At 58.5% G+C, this 22,018-nt stretch carries 18 protein-coding genes; 11 read left to right on the forward strand and 7 right to left on the reverse strand.

Translation table 11 applies throughout. The features are described 5' to 3' along the window. Nucleotides 1-43: 43 nt before the first annotated feature. Genes CLV83_RS06220 through scpA form a run of 4 tightly spaced genes read left to right on the forward strand, consistent with a single transcriptional unit; the run spans nt 44 to nt 4,623 of the window. Nucleotides 44-328 carry an MSMEG_0570 family nitrogen starvation response protein gene (locus CLV83_RS06220; RefSeq protein ID WP_132289005.1) on the forward strand — a complete coding sequence of 95 codons (285 nt, stop codon included), beginning with the start codon at nt 44-46 and terminating at the stop codon, nt 326-328. Nucleotides 329-360: 32 nt separating this feature from the next. After that, nucleotides 361-1,653, forward strand: coding sequence for an MSMEG_0569 family flavin-dependent oxidoreductase (locus tag CLV83_RS06225; RefSeq protein ID WP_132289007.1), 1,293 nt, complete (start codon nt 361-363; stop codon nt 1,651-1,653). A gap of 16 nt (nt 1,654-1,669) precedes the next feature. Further along, nucleotides 1,670-2,548, forward strand: coding sequence for a Pnap_2097 family protein (locus CLV83_RS06230; RefSeq protein ID WP_132289010.1), 879 nt, complete (start codon nt 1,670-1,672; stop codon nt 2,546-2,548). Nucleotides 2,549-2,550: 2 nt separating this feature from the next. Continuing rightward, nucleotides 2,551-4,623, forward strand: a complete 2,073-nt coding sequence (scpA, locus tag CLV83_RS06235; RefSeq protein WP_132289013.1) for a methylmalonyl-CoA mutase — start codon at nt 2,551-2,553, stop codon at nt 4,621-4,623. A 316-nt stretch (nt 4,624-4,939) separates the two neighbouring features. Here scpA and CLV83_RS06240 read toward each other — a convergent pair whose 3' ends face one another. From CLV83_RS06240 to ilvC, 4 genes are all read right to left on the reverse strand, one after another. Continuing rightward, on the reverse strand, nt 4,940-8,005 hold the full coding sequence (locus CLV83_RS06240; RefSeq protein ID WP_132289016.1) for an AAA family ATPase: 3,066 nt from the start codon (nt 8,003-8,005) through the stop codon (nt 4,940-4,942). Beyond that, a complete protein-coding gene (locus CLV83_RS06245; protein ID WP_132289019.1) occupies nt 8,002-9,150 on the reverse strand; it encodes an exonuclease SbcCD subunit D in 1,149 nt (382 codons plus the stop codon). The genes CLV83_RS06240 and CLV83_RS06245 overlap by 4 nt, the downstream gene beginning before the upstream one ends. Before the next feature lie 135 nt (nt 9,151-9,285). Beyond that, entirely contained in the window at nt 9,286-10,713 is a 1,428-nt protein-coding gene (modF, locus tag CLV83_RS06250; RefSeq protein WP_132289022.1) for a molybdate ABC transporter ATP-binding protein ModF, read from the reverse strand. A 99-nt stretch (nt 10,714-10,812) separates the two neighbouring features. Then, a complete protein-coding gene (gene ilvC / locus CLV83_RS06255) occupies nt 10,813-12,285 on the reverse strand; it encodes a ketol-acid reductoisomerase (RefSeq protein ID WP_132289025.1) in 1,473 nt (490 codons plus the stop codon). Nucleotides 12,286-12,487: 202 nt separating this feature from the next. Here ilvC and ilvY point away from each other — a divergent pair, with 202 nt between their 5' ends. After that, complete coding sequence (gene ilvY, locus CLV83_RS06260) at nt 12,488-13,396, forward strand: HTH-type transcriptional activator IlvY (RefSeq protein WP_132289029.1); 909 nt, start codon at nt 12,488-12,490, stop codon at nt 13,394-13,396. A 315-nt stretch (nt 13,397-13,711) separates the two neighbouring features. Here ilvY and sodN read toward each other — a convergent pair whose 3' ends face one another. The 3 genes from sodN to nikR all read right to left on the reverse strand — a co-directional run bounded on the left by sodN (nt 13,712) and on the right by nikR (nt 15,744). Next, nucleotides 13,712-14,218, reverse strand: coding sequence for a superoxide dismutase, Ni (gene sodN, locus CLV83_RS06270; RefSeq protein ID WP_132289035.1), 507 nt, complete (start codon nt 14,216-14,218; stop codon nt 13,712-13,714). A gap of 104 nt (nt 14,219-14,322) precedes the next feature. After that, nucleotides 14,323-14,781, reverse strand: coding sequence for a hypothetical protein (locus CLV83_RS06275; RefSeq protein WP_132289038.1), 459 nt, complete (start codon nt 14,779-14,781; stop codon nt 14,323-14,325). A 525-nt stretch (nt 14,782-15,306) separates the two neighbouring features. Next, complete coding sequence (gene nikR / locus CLV83_RS06280) at nt 15,307-15,744, reverse strand: nickel-responsive transcriptional regulator NikR (protein WP_132289041.1); 438 nt, start codon at nt 15,742-15,744, stop codon at nt 15,307-15,309. Nucleotides 15,745-15,869: 125 nt separating this feature from the next. Here nikR and CLV83_RS06285 point away from each other — a divergent pair, with 125 nt between their 5' ends. The 6 genes from CLV83_RS06285 (at nt 15,870) to CLV83_RS06310 (ending at nt 22,018) form a co-directional block, all read left to right on the forward strand. Continuing rightward, the gene (locus CLV83_RS06285) at nt 15,870-17,465 is read left to right on the forward strand and encodes an ABC transporter substrate-binding protein (RefSeq protein ID WP_243642290.1); all 1,596 of its coding nucleotides are present in this window, start codon (nt 15,870-15,872) and stop codon (nt 17,463-17,465) included. A gap of 6 nt (nt 17,466-17,471) precedes the next feature. Next, nucleotides 17,472-18,473: an ABC transporter permease gene (locus CLV83_RS06290; protein ID WP_132289044.1), complete on the forward strand. Its 1,002-nt coding sequence runs from the start codon at nt 17,472-17,474 to the stop codon at nt 18,471-18,473. Then, nucleotides 18,470-19,333, forward strand: a complete 864-nt coding sequence (locus CLV83_RS06295; RefSeq protein ID WP_132289047.1) for an ABC transporter permease — start codon at nt 18,470-18,472, stop codon at nt 19,331-19,333. Before CLV83_RS06290 ends, CLV83_RS06295 begins: the two co-directional genes overlap by 4 nt. After that, nucleotides 19,330-20,175, forward strand: a complete 846-nt coding sequence (locus CLV83_RS06300; protein ID WP_132289050.1) for an ATP-binding cassette domain-containing protein — start codon at nt 19,330-19,332, stop codon at nt 20,173-20,175. The genes CLV83_RS06295 and CLV83_RS06300 overlap by 4 nt, the downstream gene beginning before the upstream one ends. After that, nucleotides 20,168-20,758, forward strand: a complete 591-nt coding sequence (locus CLV83_RS06305; RefSeq protein WP_132289053.1) for an ABC transporter ATP-binding protein — start codon at nt 20,168-20,170, stop codon at nt 20,756-20,758. Before CLV83_RS06300 ends, CLV83_RS06305 begins: the two co-directional genes overlap by 8 nt. 129 nt (nt 20,759-20,887) lie before the next feature. Continuing rightward, nucleotides 20,888-22,018 (forward strand): 5-methyltetrahydropteroyltriglutamate--homocysteine S-methyltransferase, encoded by a 1,131-nt coding sequence (locus CLV83_RS06310; protein WP_132289056.1) that lies wholly within the window; start codon nt 20,888-20,890, stop codon nt 22,016-22,018.

The raw sequence follows: 22,018 nt of genomic DNA on the forward strand, positions 1-22,018 counted from the left end.
GTGCTTTAAAAAACGCCCCTAAGATATTGATGGAGAATTAAAAATGCCCGCAATTAACTTCAACGTCCGCTGGCCCGACGGCAGCGAAGACAGCTGTTACTCCCCCTCAACCGTGGTGCGCGACCACTTCAAGACGGGCGACAAAATGCCACTGGCCGAGTTCGTCAGCAAAGCGGAGGTGGCGCTCGATTCCGCCAGCCACCGCGTCGAGCAGAAATTTGGCTACTTCTGCTCCAGCGCCATGGACCAGCTGTCCGTCATCAAGGCAAAAGCCGCGCGTTTTGAAACCAGCGAGCACCCCGAGATTGAGATCACCCACATCTCCTGAACCGATAACCGATAAAGACGATGGATACCCACATGAGTAACGAGCAAACAACCAAACAGCACTACCCCGTTATTGTTATCGGCGGCGGCCAGGCGGGCCTGTCGATCAGCTACTTCCTTAAGCAGTTGCAGATTGACCACCTTGTGCTTGAGAAAAACACCCTGATGCACGGCTGGAAAAATGAGCGCTGGGACGCCTTCACCCTGGTAACGCCCAACTGGCAGTGCGACCTGCCCGGCCACCCCTATGATGGCGATGACCCCAAAGGGTTTATGACCCGCGATGAAACCATCGGCTACCTGGAGCGCTTTGCAGCGAAGGTGAACGCCCCGGTGCGTGAAGGCGTGAGCGTTAATAGCGTTGAGACCGACGCTGACGGCGTGTACCAGCTCTCCACTTCGGACGGCAACTTCAGTGCCGACCAGGTTGTGGTCGCCTCCGGTGGCTACCACATTCCGGTGATTCCGCGGATGGCGGAACGGGTGCCGGAAGCGGTGTTTCAGATGCACTCGGCCCAGTACAAGAACGCCGACCAGTTCCGCGAAGGTGCCGTGTTGGTGGTGGGCTCAGGCCAGTCGGGCGCGCAGATCGCCGAAGATCTGCACCTGTCCGGGCGCAAGGTGTTCCTCGCCACCGGCAATGCACCGCGCGTCTCACGCTTCTACCGTGGCAAGGATGTGGTGGAGTGGCTGGACGACATGGGTTACTACCAGATATCCGTCAACGAACATCCACTGGGCAAGAACGTTCGCAACAACACCAACCACTATGTCACCGGCCGTGATGGCGGTCGCGATATCGACCTGCGCGAATTCGCCAAGGAAGGGATGGAGCTCTACGGCCAGATGACCGAGTTTGACGGCGAAAACCTGATCTTCCAGCCCAACCTCGCGGACAACCTGAACAAGGCGGATGCCACCCTCAACAACATCAACGCCCGCATTGATGCCTGGATCGAAAAACAGGGCATCGAAACCGAGGAAGGTCCCTCCATTTACACCCCGGTGTGGGAGCCGCAACAGGAGCGCACCTCGCTGAACCTGGCTGGCTCGGGCATCACCAGCATTCTCTGGTGTATCGGCTTCCGTCCCGATTTCGGCTGGCTGGATGCGGCCGTGTTCAATGGCCAGGGCCATCCCAAACATGAGCGCGGCGTCACCCAGCAGCCGGGCCTCTACTTTATTGGCCTTCCCTGGCTGCATACCTGGGGCTCCGGGCGCTTCTCCGGTGTACGCGAAGACGCAGAACACCTGGCCCAGCAGATCGTGCGCTATCAGGCGCAGGTGAAAAGTGGCGCGAACGCCAAGGACGCCGTCACGGCCTGAATGGAGAGATGACCCGATGATCAGCTGTAACGCGCAATTTGTCGCCGGCATGCCCAACCTGTCTCTGTGCGGCTTGAGTGAGAACTGGCTGCTCAAGGAGTGCGGCAACCAGCATTGGCTCGCGCTGGCAAAGCAGTTCGGCCAAACCCTGCCGGATTTCAGGGCGGCGGATGGCTCAACGGTTTATGCCGCCTTTGTGGCGGTAAAAATGGATGATGCCCGTTTGCAGCTGATCAACGAAAACGATCATTTCAGCATCGAAACCCGCCTGAGCCCCATTGGGCGGGCGCGCTTCTTCAGCAGCCATCAACTGCTCTGTAATGGCCAAACCTGTGCGCGGGTGGAGATGCTCTCGACCCAGGTGAGCCGGCGGGAAGCGGGAAACAACCAGAGTGTTGTGCGTACCGAGCTGGCCACTGAGACTTCGACTCACTCAGCCAGCGATGCACTGCTGACACTGAACGCGCAAGCGATCAGGCTGGCGGACTCCGCCAAAGCCTTTCGCAACGAACACTGGCAGGAGTGGCTGGGACTCAAGCCCGACACCTCCGGCAAGCTGCCCGGTGTCATTCACCACCCCTGCCCCCATAACGATTTTAACGGCGCAGACTTTCTCTACTTCGCCAATTTCCAGGCCGCTGCCGACCGCGCCGAGTGGAGCTGGAATCGCAATCGCCAGCTGTGGCAGATCGCCGACCGGCAGTTGAACTACTACGGCAATATCAATATCGGCGATGCGCTGCACCTGAGCTTCGCCACGCTGAAATCCGATGAACGCACGCTGCTGCACTGGCTCAGCGTGCGCCGGGACTCAGACGGTCAGAAAATCGCCGATATCCTGACCCGTAAACAGCGCCTGAACGGCGCGGAATATCGCTGGGCCAACCGGGGGTGAGCATGGTAGAGCGCAAACCTTTTTACAGTGCCGATGATATTCGCCATCTGGAGTATCAACACAGTCGCCCGGGCGAAGCGCCATTTCTGCGCGGTCCGTTTACGCAGATGTATCGGCACAAGCCCTGGACGATTCGCCAGTACACCGGCTTTGCCAATGCTGAAGCCTCCAACGCCGCATTCAAGCAGACGCTGGCTGAGGGTGGTCAGGGGCTATCCGTCGCTTTTGACCTGGCAACGCACCTGGGCTTTGATTCCGACCACCCCGCCGCCCAGGCCGATGTGGCGCGTACCGGTGTAGCGATCGACAGCGTTGAGGATATGAAGCGACTGTTTGATGGCATCGACCTCAGCCGTGTGTCGGTGTCGATGACCATGAACGGTGCGGTACTGCCGATCATGGCCGCATTTATCGTCGCCGGCGAAGAGAGCGGCGTGGCCCGCGAGCAGCTGCGCGGCACTATTCAGAACGATATTCTCAAAGAGTTCATGGTGCGCAACACCTATATCTTTGCACCCAAGCCTTCGCTGCGGATCTGCGCCGATGTGGTGGATTATCTGAGCGAGGCACTGCCTAACTTCAACAGCATGTCGATCTCCGGTTATCACTTTCAGGAAGCGGGAGCAGAACCCGCGCTGGAGCTGGCACTGACACTGGCGAACGCCCGCGCATACCTGGATGCGATCAGCGCGCGGGGTCTGGATCTGGATCATTTCTGCCACCGGCTCAGCTTCTTCTTCGGCGTTGGCATGAACTTTTTTGATGAAATCGCCAAACTGCGGGCGGCGCGCCTGCTCTGGTGCGAAGAGGTTGAACGTCGCGGCGCCAGATCGGATCGCGCCAAGCGGATGAAGATGCACTGCCAGACCTCCGGCTGGTCATTGACCGCGCAGGAGCCACACAACAACCTGATTCGTACTACCATCGAAGCGATGGCCGGCGTCTTTGGCGGCACCCAGTCGCTGCACACCAACGCCTACGACGAAGCGCTGTCTCTGCCGACAGAGCACTCCGCACGCCTCGCACGTAACACCCAGCTGATTCTGCAACAGGAAACCGGCATCTGTGATGTGGCCGACCCCTGGGGCGGCTCCTACATGATGGAATCCCTGACCCAGCAGATGGCTGACAAAGTACGCGATTACCTTCGCCAGATCGATGCCCTGGGCGGAATTCTGGCCGCGCTGGAATCAGGCTGGGTCAGCAAGCAGATCCACGGCCAGGCACTGAGAACCCAGAGCCGTATCGACAACGGCCAGCATCCGATTATCGGTGTTAACCGTTTTGTCAGTGATGATGAGGCCCGCCCGCCAGTGCGCGCTATCGATGCCGGTGAGGTACTGAATCAGCAGCGCCAGCGCCTGCAGCGACTCAAAGAAACACGCGACACCCGCCGGGTAGAAGCGGCGCTGGCCGATCTTACCGCGGCCGCCGCTTCGCCAACGGCCAACCTGCTGGCATTCACCATTGAGGCGATCCGCGCCCGCGCCACGCTTGGCGAGTGCACCCAGGCCCTGCTGAAACAGATGCGCCGCCATCAGGCAGATGCGCATTACCTCGCCGGCCTCTATGGCATAGAGCGTCGCCAGGATACCCAGTGGCACAGCATCCGCCGGGAGGTTGAGGCCTACCACCAACAGTTGGGCCAAGCACCCCGCGCCCTGCTGGTAAAACTGGGGCTCGATGGCCACGACCGTGGCGTTCGCGTAGTTGCCTCCGGACTCAAGGATGCAGGCTTTGACGTGGATATCAGTCCGCTATTCAGCACGCCAGAGCAGGTACAGCGCATGCTCGATGCAGCCCCCTACGATGCCCTGGGTATCTCGCTCCTATCCGGCGCTCACCTGCCACTGGTGGAACAGCTGCTCAATACACTCGGACAGGAGGCCTGCGACCGGCTGGGCGTGTTTGTTGGCGGGATTATCCCCGATCAGGATATCCCGGCCCTCACCACAATGGGCGTCGATGCGGTTTTTCCGCCGGGAAATTCCATGGAAGCGATTATCAGCGAGCTGATCGCTGTGCTGGCCGAAAAGCACTCAGCGCGGGGCTTCAAATCGGTCAGTTACCGCTGATCACTCAAGGAGCAGATACGGTATCTCCGCTACACCTGCATGCCTGCACGTCACTCTTTCAATGGCCACCGGTGAACTGTCACTAGGCAGTGGCAGAGTGGGTTTGGGCTCCAGGGGGTATTGTGCAAATATCTGCCCATTAATAACGATGCACACAGGTTTTGAGCAAAGATTTGCTCAATCGATTATCGCGGAGCTGACTCAGCCAATGACGATTTCTATCAGGAGCAACGCCTCAAGACCTTTAGCGGGATCATGAGGCGTTCTGTTTTCCCAGATAACGATTACGGGACCTGCCACTTCACCGCTTAGGTCATTACGCCTGACTCATCGAAACATAGCTGCCATCCCGCCCGCACTTCACATCGATTCTCAGCGGCATCTGATCCTTGAGCTCGGATACGTGGGAGATAATGCCGATGGTACGGCCAGTGGCCTGGAGTTCCACCAGCATATCGATGGCCAGTTGCAGGGATTCCTGGTCGAGGCTGCCGAAGCCTTCGTCGATAAACAGCGTATCCAGTTGGATACCACCGGAGCGCTGCTGAACCACTTCGGAGAGCGCCAGCGCCAGCGACAACGAGGCCATGAACGACTCACCGCCGGACAGGGTTGCCACGGGTCGTGTCTTACCGCTGTAGGCGTCGTCGATGGCGAGATCGAGACCCGCGGTGACGTTGCGCTTCTGCTCGGTCTCGTTCTGCCGCACCAGGCGGTACTGCCCCTTGCTCATGGTATAGAGGCGCTGGCTCGCCACGCTGAGTACCGAGTCCAGCAGGTTGCCTAGCACAAAGCGCTCCAGGCTGACGCGCACTTCCCCTCGGCCGGAGGCGGCTTTCGCCATTTTGCCGACCACTTCGTACTGCTGCTTAACCGCTTGCTGCTGCTCCTCCAGAGAACGGATCTTCTCCAGGGTGCGCTCAAACAACGCTTTCTGCTGCTGAGCCTCGGCCCAGCTATGCTCAGCCTGCTGATAGGCGCTTTCCGCCTGCTGATAGCGCTCCTGCAGCGCTTCAAGTTCCGGCGGCTGCTGATCTTTCAGCTGCTCTGCCATCAAGGCCAGCTGCGCCTGCAGTGACTTCACTGTTTCGTCGTACTGGACGATGCGGGCACGCAACGTCTCGGCCGATGCCTCGTCCATCAGGCTAGCTTCAAAGTCAGACTGGGATTCAAACTCACTCTCGGACAGAGCGTTCTGCCAGGCTGTGAGTTGCTCCGCCCGGTTGCCCTGTAGCTCATCGAGCTGTCGCGTCAGCGAGTCCAGTGCCGAGTTTGCCGCCGTTAAGCGGTTGGATGCTTCTGAGTGGCGCTTCTGCGCCGCCTGATAGGCCTGCTCCAGTTTCTCGATAGCCAGTTGGGTATCGCGAATCGCCGTACTCAGCGCATCCAGACTGCGATAGTTCTCCGGCAGTTCGTTTTCGGCAGAGATCAGGCGACTCTCGGCCGCGGCTTTATCGCCAGACAGCTTCGGCAGCGTCCTGTTGAGTTCCGTTTGCTCAGCCTGGAGGAGCTCGCGCTTGGACTCCTCCGATTTTTGTATCGCTTTAAGTGACTCCAGTCTGTGTTCGCAGGCACTGATCTGATTGAGCTGCTGATCGAGCCGCGCATATTCATCCTTCAACGCTTCTGCGGAAAAGAACAGATCGACTTCCAGCTCCTGCCGGAGCTCCGCGATCAACTGCTGCTGGCTCTGCACGGCACTTTGGCGCTCAGACACGCGCGTCTCGGCAGTGTGACGTTCGGTCAGGCGAGCACTGGCGATGGCTCGGGCCTGCTCGACCGCATCCTGATCAACCGGCGCGGAATCGTCCGCAAACTGCGCAGGATTGGGGTGTTCCAGGCTGCCACAGACCGGACAGGGATGGTCCAGCTCCAGTTTTTTTGCCAGTACGGCCGCCTGGTTGGTAAACCAGATCATCTCCAGACGATCCGCCTGGGTGCTGGCTTGTTGATGCGCGCTGTTCGCTTGTCCCAGCGCCGCCTGAGCCTCGGTAACCGCCTGCTCACGCCTGGCTTGCTCAGCCAGGGCGCCATCCAGTTTGATTGCCAGCTCCCAACGGCGCTTGGCACTTAGCAACTGCTCGGTAAGCTCGGCCTTCTGGCCGACTTGCCCAGTGAGCATTTCAATCTCGGCATTACGCTCTTTCAACGACTCGTCGAACCTTGCGATACCCTGCTCGAGCTCGCTCATTCTAGCGGCGGCGGCAGTGTGGGCTGCGTTTGCCTTACGCACCTCATCCCTCAGGGATTCATAACCGGCCAGCACCTTTTGATAGCCGGTCAGGCGCGTTTCTGTCGTTTTTAACTCATCACGCTGCTTGTAGCTCTCTTCTGTAGCTTTGAGATGCTCTGCGGCGGAGGCAGCTTCGGTTGAGGCCTGCTGGGCGGTAACTGCCGCTCGCTCGCGCTCTTCCTGTCGCTTCTGAATCTGCTGATCCAGCACCCGTAACGCTTTCCACTCCGGTGCTATGGCAGCCGCTTTTTCCGCGCGGCGAAGTTTGTCGCGTGCACTATCAACGGCGGGTTTACGCGATTGACGCTCAGCCAGCTCCTGCTGCTTGAGCGTTTGCTGTTCGAAGCTCTTTTTCAGCGTTTCGGCGGATTTCAGCTTCTGTTCTTCCACGCTCTTGATGGCGTAAGCATCGGACTTGGCCTGATTCTTCGCCTCGACGGCCTCGACCGCCGTCGCAATCGCCTCGATCAGCGCATCCACATCTTCCAGATGCAGCTCCAGCAGCGCTTCGGTTTTGCTGTCTTCAAACTTCTTGTGCTGGCGCTCTATATCGCCGGCGCGGTCTTTCAACCGCTGTTCGATGCGCTGGTAGATCTCGGTCTGGAACAGGGTCGACAGGATCGCCTGACGATCGTCGGACTTGGCCAGCAGCAGCTCGCGGAATTTGCCCTGGGGCAGCACCATCACCTGGCGGAACTGGTCTGCCGTCAGGCCAAGGATCTCTTTAATGCGGGCATCGGCATCGGTTTTCTTTTTCGGCACCAGGGTCTCTTCGCTGCCGTCTTCGGCGATACGCAGCAGATGTGCGGTAGCTTTCTGCTCGGTCTCACCGCCACCACGTTTGGCCGGGCGCATCTGTGTCGGTACGCGATGGATACGGTAGCGCTGGCCGCGGATGCTGAACTCCAGCTCGATCTCGGTCAGCGTCTCGGGCTCGGCGTAGTCGCAGCGGATGCCCAGCTCTTTGCGCTCGGAATCGGTGGTTTCGCCATACAGCGCGTAGCAGACCGCGTGCAGAATGGAGGACTTACCCGCACCCGTGGGGCCATCAATCAGGAACAACGGGTTATCGCCGAGTTTGGCAAAGTCGATCTGTTCCCTGCCGGCAAAGGGTCCAAAGGCGGTCAACGTTAACTGGTGCAGTTTCATTCCTGTCCCTCCATGGCAGCCTGGGCTTCGTTGATCACTTCCAGCAGCAGCTTGTTCTGCTCCTCGGTCAGCTCATCGCCCATCACCTGGGTGAAGAAGTCCTTGAACACCAGGTCCTCACTGCGTTTGGCGCTGACATCGGCCACCAGTTGGCTGCCGTGGGAAACGCTGAACTGGGTACGTTCCAGCTCCAGCGTATTGGGATAGACCTGGCGTAGCTGCGCCATGGGCTCCAACAGATCCTGTTTGTCGGTCAGGCGGGCAAGAATGTAGTCGTCGGCATGAGGGTCGCTGCGGCCCTGCTCAACCAGCTCTTCAAGGGTGCCTTCGATCACGCGCATGTCGCGCCGCGGTATCAGCGGCAGATGCTCCCAAGAGGTTCCCTGCTCGCTGATCTCAACCAGGGTCACACCCTTGCGCTGTTTATGTTCAGAGAAGGAGTACTTCAGCAGGGAGCCGCTATAGCGGATATGCTCCGCGCCCTTGTATTGCGGCGCATGCAGATGACCCAGGGCCACGTAATCAAAGCTCTGCAGCGGCTGATAGGAAACCCGGTCCGCACCGCCAATGGAGAGACGGCGCTCGGAGTCGCTCTCCTCGGCACCATCGATAAAACAGTGGCTGATCAATACGGCGGGGGCATCGCCACTGCGCGCCTGCTCCGCCAGCTCGGCCAGATGGGTATGCGCCTCGTCGTAGGTTTTCACCTCCACATCAAACGCCTCCCTCACCTCCACCGGGTCGTGATACGAGATACCGAAAAACTGGATCGGGCCGGTCGCCGTCTGCACCTCAACCGGTGTGGCGACCTTGCGGATATCGCCAAGGATATGCACCCCGGCGCCGGACATGAACTGGGCGCCAAAGCGCAGCCGTTTCGCGCTGTCGTGGTTACCGGAGATCATAATCACCGGGATGGAAAGCTCTTCGGTAAAACGCGCCAGAAAGGCATTCAGCGCATCTACGGCGTCCGCAGGCGGCACAGAACGGTCATAGATATCACCGGCAACCACCAGGGCATCCACCTGATGCTCCGCCGCGTACTGCTTGACCTGTTCCAGCACATGCAGCTGATCATCGAGCAGAGAGATATTCTGGAATAACCGGCCGATGTGCCAGTCCGAGGTGTGAAGAAACTTGGCCATGGACCTTCCTTGCGGGTGCAGTCTTTTAGAGCAGATCAGCTCAAGTGATCGAGGGCCAAGACATTACCAAGGCCCTTATCGATCTTCCAGCTAAGCCTCGGTTGCCGAGGCCTTTTAAGCGATTTACAACGCGGTTCAGGAGTGCTTGGTCAGCGCCAGGAAGTTCTCGATACCGGCGATCTGGTCTTCCGCGTGGTGGTTCACGTAGAGCACGGTGGTGTTTTTCGCCTCGCAGATCTTCTCGATCAGCGCCAGCACGAGTTGGCGGTTCATGTCGTCCAGCCCCAGGCAGGGTTCGTCGAGGATCAACAGCGGCGGGTGTTTCACCATGGCGCGGGCGATCAGCAGCAGGCGCTGGTCACCGTAGGAGAGCTTGTTGAACGGCTGATCCGCACGATCGCTCATACCCAGCAGGGCCAACCACTGATCGGCGATCTCCTTCTGCTTGTCGGTGGACTTGGTGTACATACCGATGCTGTCGTAGAAGCCGGAGATGATCACGTTCTTGCAGCTGGTGCTGACACGATACTCCCACTGCAACGCGGTGGAGACGTAGCCAATAAACTGCTTGATCTGCCAGATACTCTCGCCGTTACCGCGCTGAAAGCCGAAGACGAAGATATCGTTCACATAGCACTGCGGGTGGTCACCGGTGATCAGTGACAGCAGGCAGGTTTTGCCGCTGCCGTTGGGGCCACTCAGCTGCCAGTGCTGGCCGCGCTCAATGGTCCAGTCGAGGCCGTCGATAATGACGTCGTCGCCGTACTTAACGCGGATGTTTTTCAGGTTCACCAGCGGCTGCTCCGGGTCGAGCGCCGGCAGTGTACTGGCAGGGTCCGCTTCGGGAACATCCAGGTCGGTGGTTTTCAGGTGCAGCAGCTGGTACAGCTCGTTAAAGGCGGTTTCATCCTGACGATCCACGGTGTGGGTCAGCCGGCCCTTATCGACGTAGGCCACGTGGGTAATGAATGCCGGCATCTCGTCAAAGCGGTTCAGCACCAGGATCATCGGCACGTCATCGACAATCGCAGCGAGATGCTCCTGAAGCATCACCAGAGTATTGGCATCCAGGCCATCAAAGGGCTCATCCAGGATCAACAGATCCGGCTTGCTGGAGAGCGCGCGGATCAGCATCATTTTGCGGGTTTCGCCGGTAGAGAGCTTACGGAAGGCTCGATCCAGCAACCCGGTGAGGCCGAACTTTTCGACCAGTTCGCTGGCCAGATCGGGATCGGCGCAGTCGTTAAAAATCATTTCGCGGACAGGTGTACCCTCGGCGATAACATCCATGATGTCGGCGTCATCTTTTTTCAGTTCCTGGGCGATCAGCTCGGCCTGGGCCTCAAAGGAGACCAGCCCAACCTTACCCGGAACTCCGGACAGCGTGCCGCTTTCAATCTCACCCGCACCGGCCAGAACGGCGCCCAATGCGGATTTGCCGGCGCCGTTGGTGCCGGTAATCACCCAATGCTGGTCGGGTGTGATGCTCCAGTCGATCTCGCTCAGTTTAAAGCGATCATCAAAGTTCACTGTTAAATTTTGCAGGCAGATAGAAGCAGTCATCGTTACGAATCCAGGCAAAGAGTTAAGAATTTACAGACAAAAAAGCCGGACTTCCCATAAGGAGGCCCGGCCTTTTCTGTTTAACGGGCTAGAAGCCGATTAAACGATTTTCTTCATGTCAGCCATGTGGCCGCGCAGTACGGAACCAACAGCTTCAACCGGGTGGCTGCGCAGAGCGGTGTTGACTTCGATCAGGCGAGCGTTGTCGACGCCGTTGTCTTCTACGCTCAGGCCTTTGCCGATCACGTCAGACTTGATGCCTTTCATGAAGTCAGCCAGCAGCGGTACGCAAGCGTGGTTGTACAGGTAGCAACCGTACTCTGCAGTATCAGAGATGGTAGCGTTCATTTCGTACAGTTTCTTACGCGCGATGGTGTTGGCGATCAGCGGAGTTTCGTGCAGAGACTCGTAGTAAGCAGACTCAGCGATGATGCCGGCAGCGGTCATGGTTTCAAACGCCAGCTCAACGCCCGCTTTAACCATGGCAACCATCAGGATGCCGTTATCGAAGAATTCCTGCTCGGAGATTTCTACATCGCCAGCCGGAGTCTTTTCGAAGTTGGTTTCAGCGGTTTCTGCGCGCCAGGTGTGCAGTTTGATGTCATCGTTGGCCCAGTCTTCCATCATGCCGGAAGAGAAGTTGCCGTTCATGATGTCGTCCTGGTGCTTGTTGTACAGCGGACGCATGATCTGCTTCAGCTCTTCAGCCAGGTCAAATGCCTTGATCTTGGCCGGGTTGGACAGACGGTCCAGCATGTTGGTCACGCCGCCGTATTTCAGAGCTTCGGTGATGGTTTCCCAACCGTACTGGATCAGCTTGGAAGCGTAGCCAGCGTCGATGCCCTCTTCGACCATTTTGTCGAAGCACAGGATAGAACCGGTCTGCAGCATACCGCACAGGATAGTCTGCTCGCCCATCAGGTCAGACTTCACTTCAGCGATGAAGGAAGACATCAGAACGCCAGCCTTGTGACCGCCGGTACCGACAGCGTAAGCCTTGGCCAGAGCCAGACCTTCACCTTTCGGGTCGTTGTCTTCGTGAACAGCGATCAGGGTCGGAACACCGAAACCACGCACGTATTCAGCGCGGACTTCAGAACCCGGGCACTTCGGAGCAACCATGATAACGGTCAGGTCGTCACGGATTTTCATGCCTTCTTCAACGATGTTGAAACCGTGAGAGTAAGACAGGCAAGCGCCCTCTTTCATCAGCGGCATAACAGCGTTAACAACAGCGGTATGCTGCTTATCGGGAGTCAGGTTCAGAACCACGTCCGCAGTCGGGATCAGTTCTTCGTAGGTGCCTACGGTGAAACCGTTTTCGGTAGCGTTTTTCCAGGACTGACGCTTCTCAGCGATGGCTTCCGGACGCAGTGCGTAAGACACATCCAGGCCGCTGTCACGCAGGTTCAGACCCTGGTTCAGGCCCTGGGCGCCACAGCCGACAACAACCATCTTTTTGCCTTTCAGCGCTTCAACGCCGTCAGCGAATTCAGAGAGGGCCATGAAACGGCATTTGCCGAGCTGTTCCAGCTGCTCGCGAAGCGGCAGTGTATTGAAGTAGTTAGCCATGTGACTCGTATCCTGATTTACATGATGAAAGCATCGCCGGCCGGGGCTGCCGATGCTCAAAATTTTGCACCCTGTTGGCAGGTGGTATTAACGCCTGCCCCGGATAAGTGACGCCACTCTATAGAAAATAGATCCTTGCGTAAATTGACATATCTGCAATGATACGTCCCTTATTTTGCAATACTCAGCTATCCTTCACTTTATGAATATCCGAGCCCTGCAACACTTCCTCGCGCTGGCCGAAACGCTGCACTTCGGCCGTGCCGCCGACGAGTGCAATATCAGCATCTCTGCCCTGTCACGTAACATCCGCCAGCTTGAGGAAGCCGTGGGTGCACCTTTATTTAAACGCGATAATCGCACCGTTGTGCTGACCCAGGAGGGCAAGCAGTTTCTCAAGTATGCCCGCGAATCCTGCCATCAATGGGACATGATCCGCTACGAGCTGGCCGATAACTCCGACCAGCTGCGCGGCGAGATCAGCCTCTATGGCTCGGTGACGGCCAGCTACAGCTTTCTGTTTGACCTGTTGAGCCGCTTCCGTATTGCCCATCCCGGCATCGAGATCAAGCTGCGCACCGGCGACCCGGAGCATGCCATCGCACATATTCTAGACGGTAGCGAAGACATTACGATTGCAGCGCGCCCTTCCAAACTTCCAAGAGGCATCGCCTTTAAGCCGATCGCTATTTCACCACTGCTGTTTATAGCCCCAGTGGAGCAGCAGGTGCCCAACGTACCGACCAACCCGCCGCTGGACCCGAAAGAGTGGGCCGATATCCCGATGATCCTGTCGGAAGGCGGCGTTTCCCGCTATCGCGTGGATGACTGGTTTGCGCAGCACGGCATCAAGCCGAAGATCTACGCCCAGGTCACCGGTAACGAGGCGATAGTCAGCATGGTGAGCCTCGGCTTTGGCATCGGCGTGGTGCCCAAGATCGTGCTGGATAACAGCCCCCTGGCTAACAGGATTCATGTGCTGGACGTTACGCCGGAACTGGAACCCTACGATATCGGCCTGTTCACGCTGAAGAAGAACCTGGCCAATCCGCTGGTAGAAGCGTTCTGGAACCTGATAGGCGTGCAAGAGCAAAGAGAGATGCAGCACTGAATCGAAGCTATCAAAAGCTCGATCAGTCGTGTCTTCGGCGACGGACCACAGCAATCACCCGGCCACGCAATGCAGACAAAGGCTGGCAACCCATCGCTTCTCGCGTGCTGCTTAAAGGGGAGTCACCGCTTAACCAGACGACCCCCTCCTCCACAGCATCCAGCCGCTTGATGATAAGCCCCAATGCAGGGTGCTCAAGCAGCACTCTTTGTCCGGGCCGGTAAAGAGAGGCCGGCCAGTGTAAAGCCGCTGCAAAATCGCCGGGCATCATACCCGGCGACATGCTTAATCCACTGACCCTGACGATCCTGATCATCAGGCCTCAGGTGTCAGCTGCGGGTACACCGTAATCTCTTCCGGCAGGTACGGGCACTTAGCACGGAAGGTGGATACCCCCTTGGTCTCCCAGAAGATCTCGGCGAACTGATTGACCAGTTCCAGCAGCTTCACGGCGTCATCGCGGTTGATCTCCTGCTTGGCTTTGGACGCGGCGAGCATGATGTTATGAGTCAACTCGTGAATCTGCGGGAACCTCTCGATCTGCGGCTGTTTGAAGTAATCGCCCCAGATGACGCGAATCTCCTCTTTGACGATCAGCCCATGCGCCTCTTTCTCTTTTGCCAGGCGGCTGACCTTGGCCATGGTATTTACGTCTGCCGGTGCTGACTTCAGCTCTTCCAGCAGATCGACCAGACGAATCACCGTCAGCGCAGCGATCTGAGCCGTGGCGGGATCGTAGATCTTGCAGGGGATATCGCAATGGGCCGACGCCTCTTCAAAGCCGACCAGGGTATCCATTTTCGCAAGCAGGTTATGCAGCATCTTCTCTGTCCTTATTTTCCGGTGGGATTCGTGTATTTGGTTATTTCGGTGTTTGGCGACTTGCGCCAGCGAACGGCCTCCGGGGCGCACCGCGAAGCCTGTTTTTAGTGGAGTCCTTTCTTTAGGTGTCCGGCGATTGGGCCGGGGCGGGAATGCAGCGAGAGCAGATCGGTACTGGAAAGCGCTGAGGCTTTTGAGGCCTGAGTAAGCTGCGGATAGGTCTGGCATAACAGGCAACGCTCCTGCCGGATAAACGCAGCGCCACGCAGGCAGGCTTCAAGCCCCGTATCCATCAGCAACCCTGTGGCATCATCGAGGAAGCGTTCGGCACTTTCGAAGCAGGCGTTGCAGGCTGACCACTCCTCCAATGCCACGAAGCTCTCTGCAAGATTAATCTCACAAACCATTACCGCCGCGACCGCAGGGTCTGGTTGCTGAACGGCTAGCTGCTCGAACTCCTGCAAAGCCAAATCCCTGGCTTTGCGATGGTGGGCGATCGCCTGGCGGTATTGATTATCCCGAAATGCCTGCTGGCCCAGCCGAGCCGCCTCTTTCCAGTTCATCCCTGTAACCCTCTCGCTATTGAGCCGCTATCCAACCAAGCTGATTCACCCCAGCTCATTGCCGGTGAGATCTGCTGAAATGGGCCAACCAATTACTTAACGATAATGATAATACATATCAGTTAGGTTATTATCAAAACGAATTACCGCATGGGGTCAGATTGTTGGTTCAGGCACCGCTGCCAGCTAATAAGAAGACAGGTACCGATGGTCGAACCCAAGACGGTCGAGAGCCAGACGGATAGCCGTTCGTTGGAAGTGCCTCAGGCGGAAGCTAGTGCGCGGGATTAACCGGGGCGGTTAATAAAAGAAAGGTTACCAAAATAAAGTAATATCTGGGTTTAAGAGTGTTGTCTATCTATTTGATTAAGAATTGGAAATCGTCTTTATCACTCGTACGTTCACGATGCATCTCACCAGACTCGCCTGACCGTAAAGCAGACCTTATGCAGGGCTCGCCCGCCCGTGGTTGAAGCTTCAACAGCCACGGGCGGATGCACAGAAAACCCGGTGGTTCCACCCTGCTCAGTGCTCGTGCGACTCGCCTTCGGTGTCCCCTTTCGGTGCCTGGGGCACAATCTGCAGCGAGCCGTGGCGCACCGAACGTTCGGCGATCACGTGGTCGGCGAAGTGCTGCACTTCGGAGGTCGGGCCTTTGAGAATACCGATCTCCAGGCAGTTATCGTGATCCAGATGCACATGCATGCTGGCAATGGTCAGATCGTGGTGGCTATGGAAAGTGCTGGTCAGACGGCGCGCCAGGTCCCTGGCAGCGTGGTCGTACACATAGCTGAGTACACCGAAGCAGTTCGACTGATTGCCTGTTTCACGCTTAGTCTGCCCGAGCCCTGCCCTGGCCAGATCACGGATCGCTTCAGAACGGTTCTGGTAACCGCGCTCCTCGATCAGATGATCGAGCTCTTCCATAAGGTCATCATCCAAAGTGACCGTCACACGTTGCATATCTTCTTCCTGCTTGAGTATGATGTTTTGCCTTATACATCATACCCTTTGGTTTTATTGTCTCGGAACCGCCCGCGGGTACCAGCCAAATCAACGGACGATTCGCCATCATAAGGAGCTGTCACATGGCAATGCCCCCCTTGCGCGCATTCGCGCTTGCCACTCTTTCTGTTTCAATGGCAGCACCGCTGACATTCAGCGCTGCGATCGCATCAGATAAGGCACCCAGCGAACTGGTGCTGGCGATCGGCGGCGAACCCAAGGAGGGTTTCGATCCTTTGCTGGGATGGGGACAGTACGGCCATCCGCTGTTTCAGTCTACGCTACTGACCCGTGACGCGAAACTTGAGACCCAGCCGGACCTGGCTAAAGAATGGACACTGTCAGATAATCGTCTCACCTGGACCATCACGCTGCGCGACGATGCGGTTTTCTCCGACGGTACACCGCTGACAGCGCACGATGTGGCGTTTACCTTTAATCAAGCGGCCAGTGCCGGTGGCGCCCTCGACCTGAGCGCGTTTGACTCCGCTGAAGCCGTTGATGATTTCAGCCTGGTGATCCACCTTAAAAAACCCTGGATCACCTTTACCGAGAACTTCTATTCACTGGGCATCGTACCCGCTGCCGAATATGGCCAGGATTATGGCCGTCATCCTATTGGTTCCGGCCCGTTCAAGCTGATCTCCTGGACTGAGGGCGAACAGTTAATCGTGGAACGCAACACCGAGTATTACGGCAAACAGCCGGAGTTCTCGAAGATCACCTTCCTGTTTACCGGTGAAGACACCAGCCTCGCGGCGGCCCGCGCCGGTCAGGTGGATATGGCTGCGGTACCGCCAGCCCTGGCCGATGCAGCGCCGAGCGGCTTCAAACAGGTGGTCGTTGAGTCCGTCGATAATCGCGGCATCACCTTCCCTATTCTCGCCGATGAGGGCAAAACCGACGCGGAGGGAAACAAGCTCGGTAACGCGGTCACCTCTGACCGGGCGATACGCCGCGCCATCAACCTGGGCGTGGATCGGGATCTGCTGGTCCAGGTCGCACTCTTCGGTCACGGTACGCCCGCTTCAGGCCCCGCCGACCGCCTGCCCTGGTCCAACCCGAAAGCAGCGGTCGAATACGATCTGGATGCCGCCAACGCGCTACTCGATCAGGCCGGCTGGCTGCGTGGCGAAGATGGTGTGCGTGAAAAAGAGGGTGTCCGCGCCGCCTTCCCGATTAACTATCTCGCTTCAGACTCCACCCGCAAGGCGCTGGCGATTACCCTGGCGGAGCAACTGAAAGCACTCGGAATAGAAGCAACCGCCATCGGTAAAAGCTGGGAGAGCCTGGGTCAGATCTTCCATTCCGAGCCGGTGGTCTTCGGCTGGGGCAGCCACACGCCGCTGGAGGTTTACAGCCTCTATCAGTCCGATTGGGCGGGTGCCGGCTATTACAATGTGGGTTACTTTTCCGATGCTGCGGTGGACGCCCATTTCGCTGCGGCCCAGGCGGCGCCCACCCTGGAAGCCTCCTACCCCGACTGGCAGGCAGCGGAATGGGACGGTACCACCGGATATGGCGCCAAAGGCGAAGCGGGCTGGGCCTGGCTGGTCAATCTGGAGCACATCTATTACGTCAACGAATGCCTCGACCTGGGCGAAACCCAGATTGAACCTCACGGCCACGGCTGGCCGATCACCTCGTTGATCCAGAACTGGACCTGGACCTGCGAGTAACTGCCGGTGACCTCTTCCCTTCGTTACACGTTAACCCGACTGCTGCGGCTTGTGCTTGTACTGGCCGCGGTAGCGGTTGTGGCGTTCTCGCTGGCCAAGCTGTCGCCGATCGATCCGGTGGATGCCTATCTTGGCCCGGATGTCGCCCGGGTCGGACCTGAACAGCGCGCACTGATCGCCGAGAAATGGGGGCTTAACCAGCCGCCCATCGAACAGTTCAGCCACTGGGCTCGCAACCTGCTCAGCGGCGACCTGGGTTTCTCCATGACCTATAACGCACCAGTGGCGGAGGTGCTGGCCAGCCGTGTACTCGCATCGCTGCCGCTGATGGGCCTGGCCTGGCTGCTCTCCGGACTGCTCGGCTTTGTGCTGGGCATACTGGCAGGCGCTTATTCCGGTTCGCTGCTGGACCGCGTTATTCGTGTTTACTCCTTTGTGCTCGCTTCCACGCCCACCTTCTGGCTGGCGATCCTCCTGCTGGTGATGTTTTCCGTCTCGCTGCAGTGGACTCCGGTCTGCTGCGCGGCGCCACCTGGCATGCTGGCCGACGAAGTCAGCCTCTGGCAACGGCTGCATCATCTGCTTCTGCCGCTGGCGACACTGACACTGCTTGGTGTGGCGCAGATCGCTCTGCACACCCGGGCGAAAATGGTGGAGATCATGCAGTCGGACTATGCGCTCTACGCACGAGCACAGGGCGCATCGCGTTTGGATATTGCCCTGCGCCACGGCGCCCGTAACGCGGCGCTGCCAGCACTGACCGTGCTTTTTGCGTCGATTGGCGAGCTGTTCGGCGGATCGGTACTGGCCGAGCAGGTGTTCGCCTACCCAGGCCTTGGCCGCGCAACGGTGGAAGCCGGTATTCGTGGTGATATCCCACTGCTGCTTGCCATCACCCTGTTCATGACGCTGCTGGTATCCAGCGGCAACATGATAGCCGACCTCCTTTACCGGCTTGTCGATCCCCGTATGCGCCAGGCTGAAACCCTGGAGTGGTCGCAGCCATGAATCATGCCGTCGCTCCTCAAGCCATGAATAGCCTCGTTATCCGCAGCAATAACCGCATCAGTACCCTGATGCTCACGGCCTTGGGACTGGGCGGCATTCTGCTGGTGGCTCTGGGATCTGTCCTGATCGGCGACAGGGGTATCACCATGGACTTTTCCGCCCGGATGCTGGCGCCCAGCTGGCAGCACTGGTTCGGCACCGACCAGTTTGGCCACGATATGCTGGCGCGCACGCTGCACGGCCTGAGTCTGAGCCTGAATGTGGGGCTGATCACCGCCGCACTCTCAACAGCGATAGCGGTTGTGCTGGCGATGTTGGCGGCAACCGGCGGGCGCTGGGCTGACGCGGTGGTCTCCTTTCTGATCGACACCACCCTCGGGCTGCCGCATCTGATGCTGCTGATCCTGATCGCCTTCGCGCTGGGCGGCGGTACCACTGCCGTCATTATCGCTGTCACCCTGACCCACTGGCCGCGTCTGACCCGCATACTGCGGGCCGAGATTCTGCAGGTGCGCAGCGCTGAGTATGTGCAGGCCTCACGTCAGTTTGGTAAATCCTGGTGGTATATCGGCCGGCACCATCTGCTGCCCCATCTGCTGCCACAGACACTGGTAGGCTTCACGCTGTTGTTCCCCCACGCCATTCTGCATGAAGCGGCGCTGACCTTTCTTGGTTTCGGCCTGGAACCCGGCAAACCTGCCATCGGCACCCTGCTGGCCGATTCCATGCGCTACCTGATGGCCGGCAACTGGTGGCTTGGATTGTTTCCCGGTCTTGGACTGCTGCTATTGGTGCTCAGTTTTGACGCCATCGGCAACGGCATCCGTAAACTCACCGATCCGAGGTTAAGTGAAGTATGAGCCTGCTGACCTTTGAAAATTTCTCCCTCGGCTTTCAACGTTACGACAGCCCGCTTAAGCGCAGCATCAAGCCGGTACTGGAGGAGATTTCACTCAGTATCGCCCCCGGTGAAATCGTTGCGATGATCGGTGCCTCCGGTGCCGGCAAGAGCCTGCTCGCACACGCGGTGTTCGGCATACTGCCGCCGAATATTGCGCTGAATGGTCGCATCAGTTTTGCCGGCGAAGCACTCAGCGCCAGCAACCAGGAACGTCACCGCGGCAGAAGTTTCTCGCTGGTGCCGCAATCGATCAGCTCACTGGACCCGCTGGCCCGCTGCGGTCAGCAACTGAAATGGGCGGCGCGGCGCGCAGGTCTCAAGGCAAACGCCCAAACCCTCAGCACAACACTGGCAAAATACGGCCTGGGCAAAGAGGTGTTACGGCTCTATCCGCACCAGCTATCCGGCGGCATGGCGCGACGGCTGATGCTGGCCATCGCCACCATCGGCGAACCTGACTTGGTGGTCGCAGACGAGCCCACCAGCGGCCTGGATGCAGAGACGGCCACCACCGTATTGCGGGAGCTGAGAGCGCTGGCGGATAAAGGCAAGGCGGTGCTGCTGATCACGCACAACCTGGCGGAAAGCCTGCCTTTCGCAGACCAGGTAGCGATACTCAGCGGAGGCCGACTGGTCAGCCTCGAGGCCACCTCCGCCTTCAGCGAAAACGGCGACAGGCTTAACTCCGCGTATGCGCAAAATCTCTGGCGCTCGCTACCGCAGCGTGATTTCAATCTAAGCCCGGCGCCTCAGATCCCGGACCCGATCCTGGAGCCGGTTCAGGAGCCCGCCTATGCTTGAGGCGAAGTGTCTGACTTTTGGTTATCCGCGCCAACCCGCCATTGTCGATGGAGTCAGCCTGACACTGAGGCCTGGTGAGATTACCGGCCTTACCGGCCCCTCGGGCTGCGGAAAATCTACCCTCGGCCGTCTGCTGGCGGGCGTATTGAAGCCCCAGAGCGGCTCTATTCAGCTTGCCGAACCCAGAGGCGGCGTGAACCCGGTTCAATACCTGCACCAGTCACCGATCTTCGCCGTAAACCCGCGCTGGCGCATCGGCAGGATCATCGAAGAAGCCTGGGCTCCGGACGAGGCCACCCGTGAGGCGCTGGGTGTATCAAGGGATTGGTATAACCGCTTTCCCCATGAGATATCCGGCGGCGAGCTACAGCGTGTGGCGATCCTGCGCGCCCTGGCGCCCGAGGTTCGCTACCTAATCGCAGACGAGATCACCGCCATGCTGGATCCCATCACCCAGGCCGATATCTGGTCCTTCCTGATGCAGCGCAGCTGCGAGGGCCTGTCGATCCTGGCGATCAGTCACGACCGTCACCTGCTGCAGCGCATCGCCTCCAAGGAAATCACGTTAACCCGCCTCGAATGAATTAGGTAAATTAATAGTTGGCAGGCAAGCGCTGAATTTCATTCATGGTTCAATGAAACATTTGCGCCTACAAACGATTCATCTTCCGTTACCATTGCGTTTTTTGAACGGACGCAAGAGGTAAACATCATGGCCAAGCCATTCCCTGCACACGCTGATATCGTCGGCAGCTACCTTCGCCCCAGCTACCTGCATCAGGCCCGCCGCGACTTCGCCTCCGGCGCTATCGACAAGGCAGCACTGACCGCCATCGAAGACCGCGCTATCACCGAACTGGTCGAAAACCAGAAGGCCGCCGGCCTCAAGGTGATCACCGATGGTGAGTTCCGCCGTGCGTTCTGGCACATCGACTTCCTCGAAAACCTGAACGGCGTTGAAGGCTACGTGCCGGAAGCCGGTTACAACCAGCAGTTCAAGGGCAAGGCAGCGCCCTCTTACAACATCCGCGTTAACGGCAAGATCAGCTTCAACGCTGAGCACCCGTTCCTGAACCACTTCGCGTTTCTGCAAAAGCTGGCGGAAAACGGCGATGGTTCCGTGGCCAAGGCAACGATCCCGAGCCCGACCATGATCCTGCGCCAGGAGCTGCTGGCCAACGATGGCTCCTCCAGCCTGCAGGCGATCTACCCGTCACTGGACGAGTTCTACGCCGACCTGGCCGCCACCTACCGCGATGCGGTCAAAGCGTTCTACGCCGCAGGCTGCCGTTACCTGCAGTTTGACGACACCAACTGGGCGTTTCTGGCCGATGCCACCAAGCAGCAGGAGATCAAGGACAAGGGCCTGGATCCGCAGGAGATCGCCACCATCTGTGCGCGCATCATCAACGAATCCCTGGCAGAGAAGCCGGCCGATATGGTGATCACCACCCATATCTGTCGCGGCAACCACGCCTCTTCCTGGCTCTTCTCCGGCGGCTACGAGCCGGTGGCCGAGCAGCTGTTCTCCACCGCCTACGACGGTTTCTTCCTGGAGTACGACAACGACCGCTCCGGAGACTTCGCACCGCTGCGCCACTGGTCGAACAACGGCAGCAAGATAGTCCTTGGCCTCGTGACCTCCAAGTTCGCAGAACTGGAAGACGCGGAAGTGATCAAGGCGCGCATTGAGGAAGCCACCCAGTACATCCCGCTGGAAAACCTCTGTCTGAGCCCGCAGTGCGGCTTCGCTTCCACCGAGGAAGGCAACAAGGTCAGCGAAGAAGCGCAGTGGAACAAGATCAAACTGATCTGCGCTATAGCTGAAGAGGTTTGGGGCTAA

This window comes from Marinobacterium mangrovicola, from assembly GCF_004339595.1.
GTDB classification, from domain to species: Bacteria; Pseudomonadota; Gammaproteobacteria; order Pseudomonadales; family Balneatricaceae; genus Marinobacterium_D; species Marinobacterium_D mangrovicola.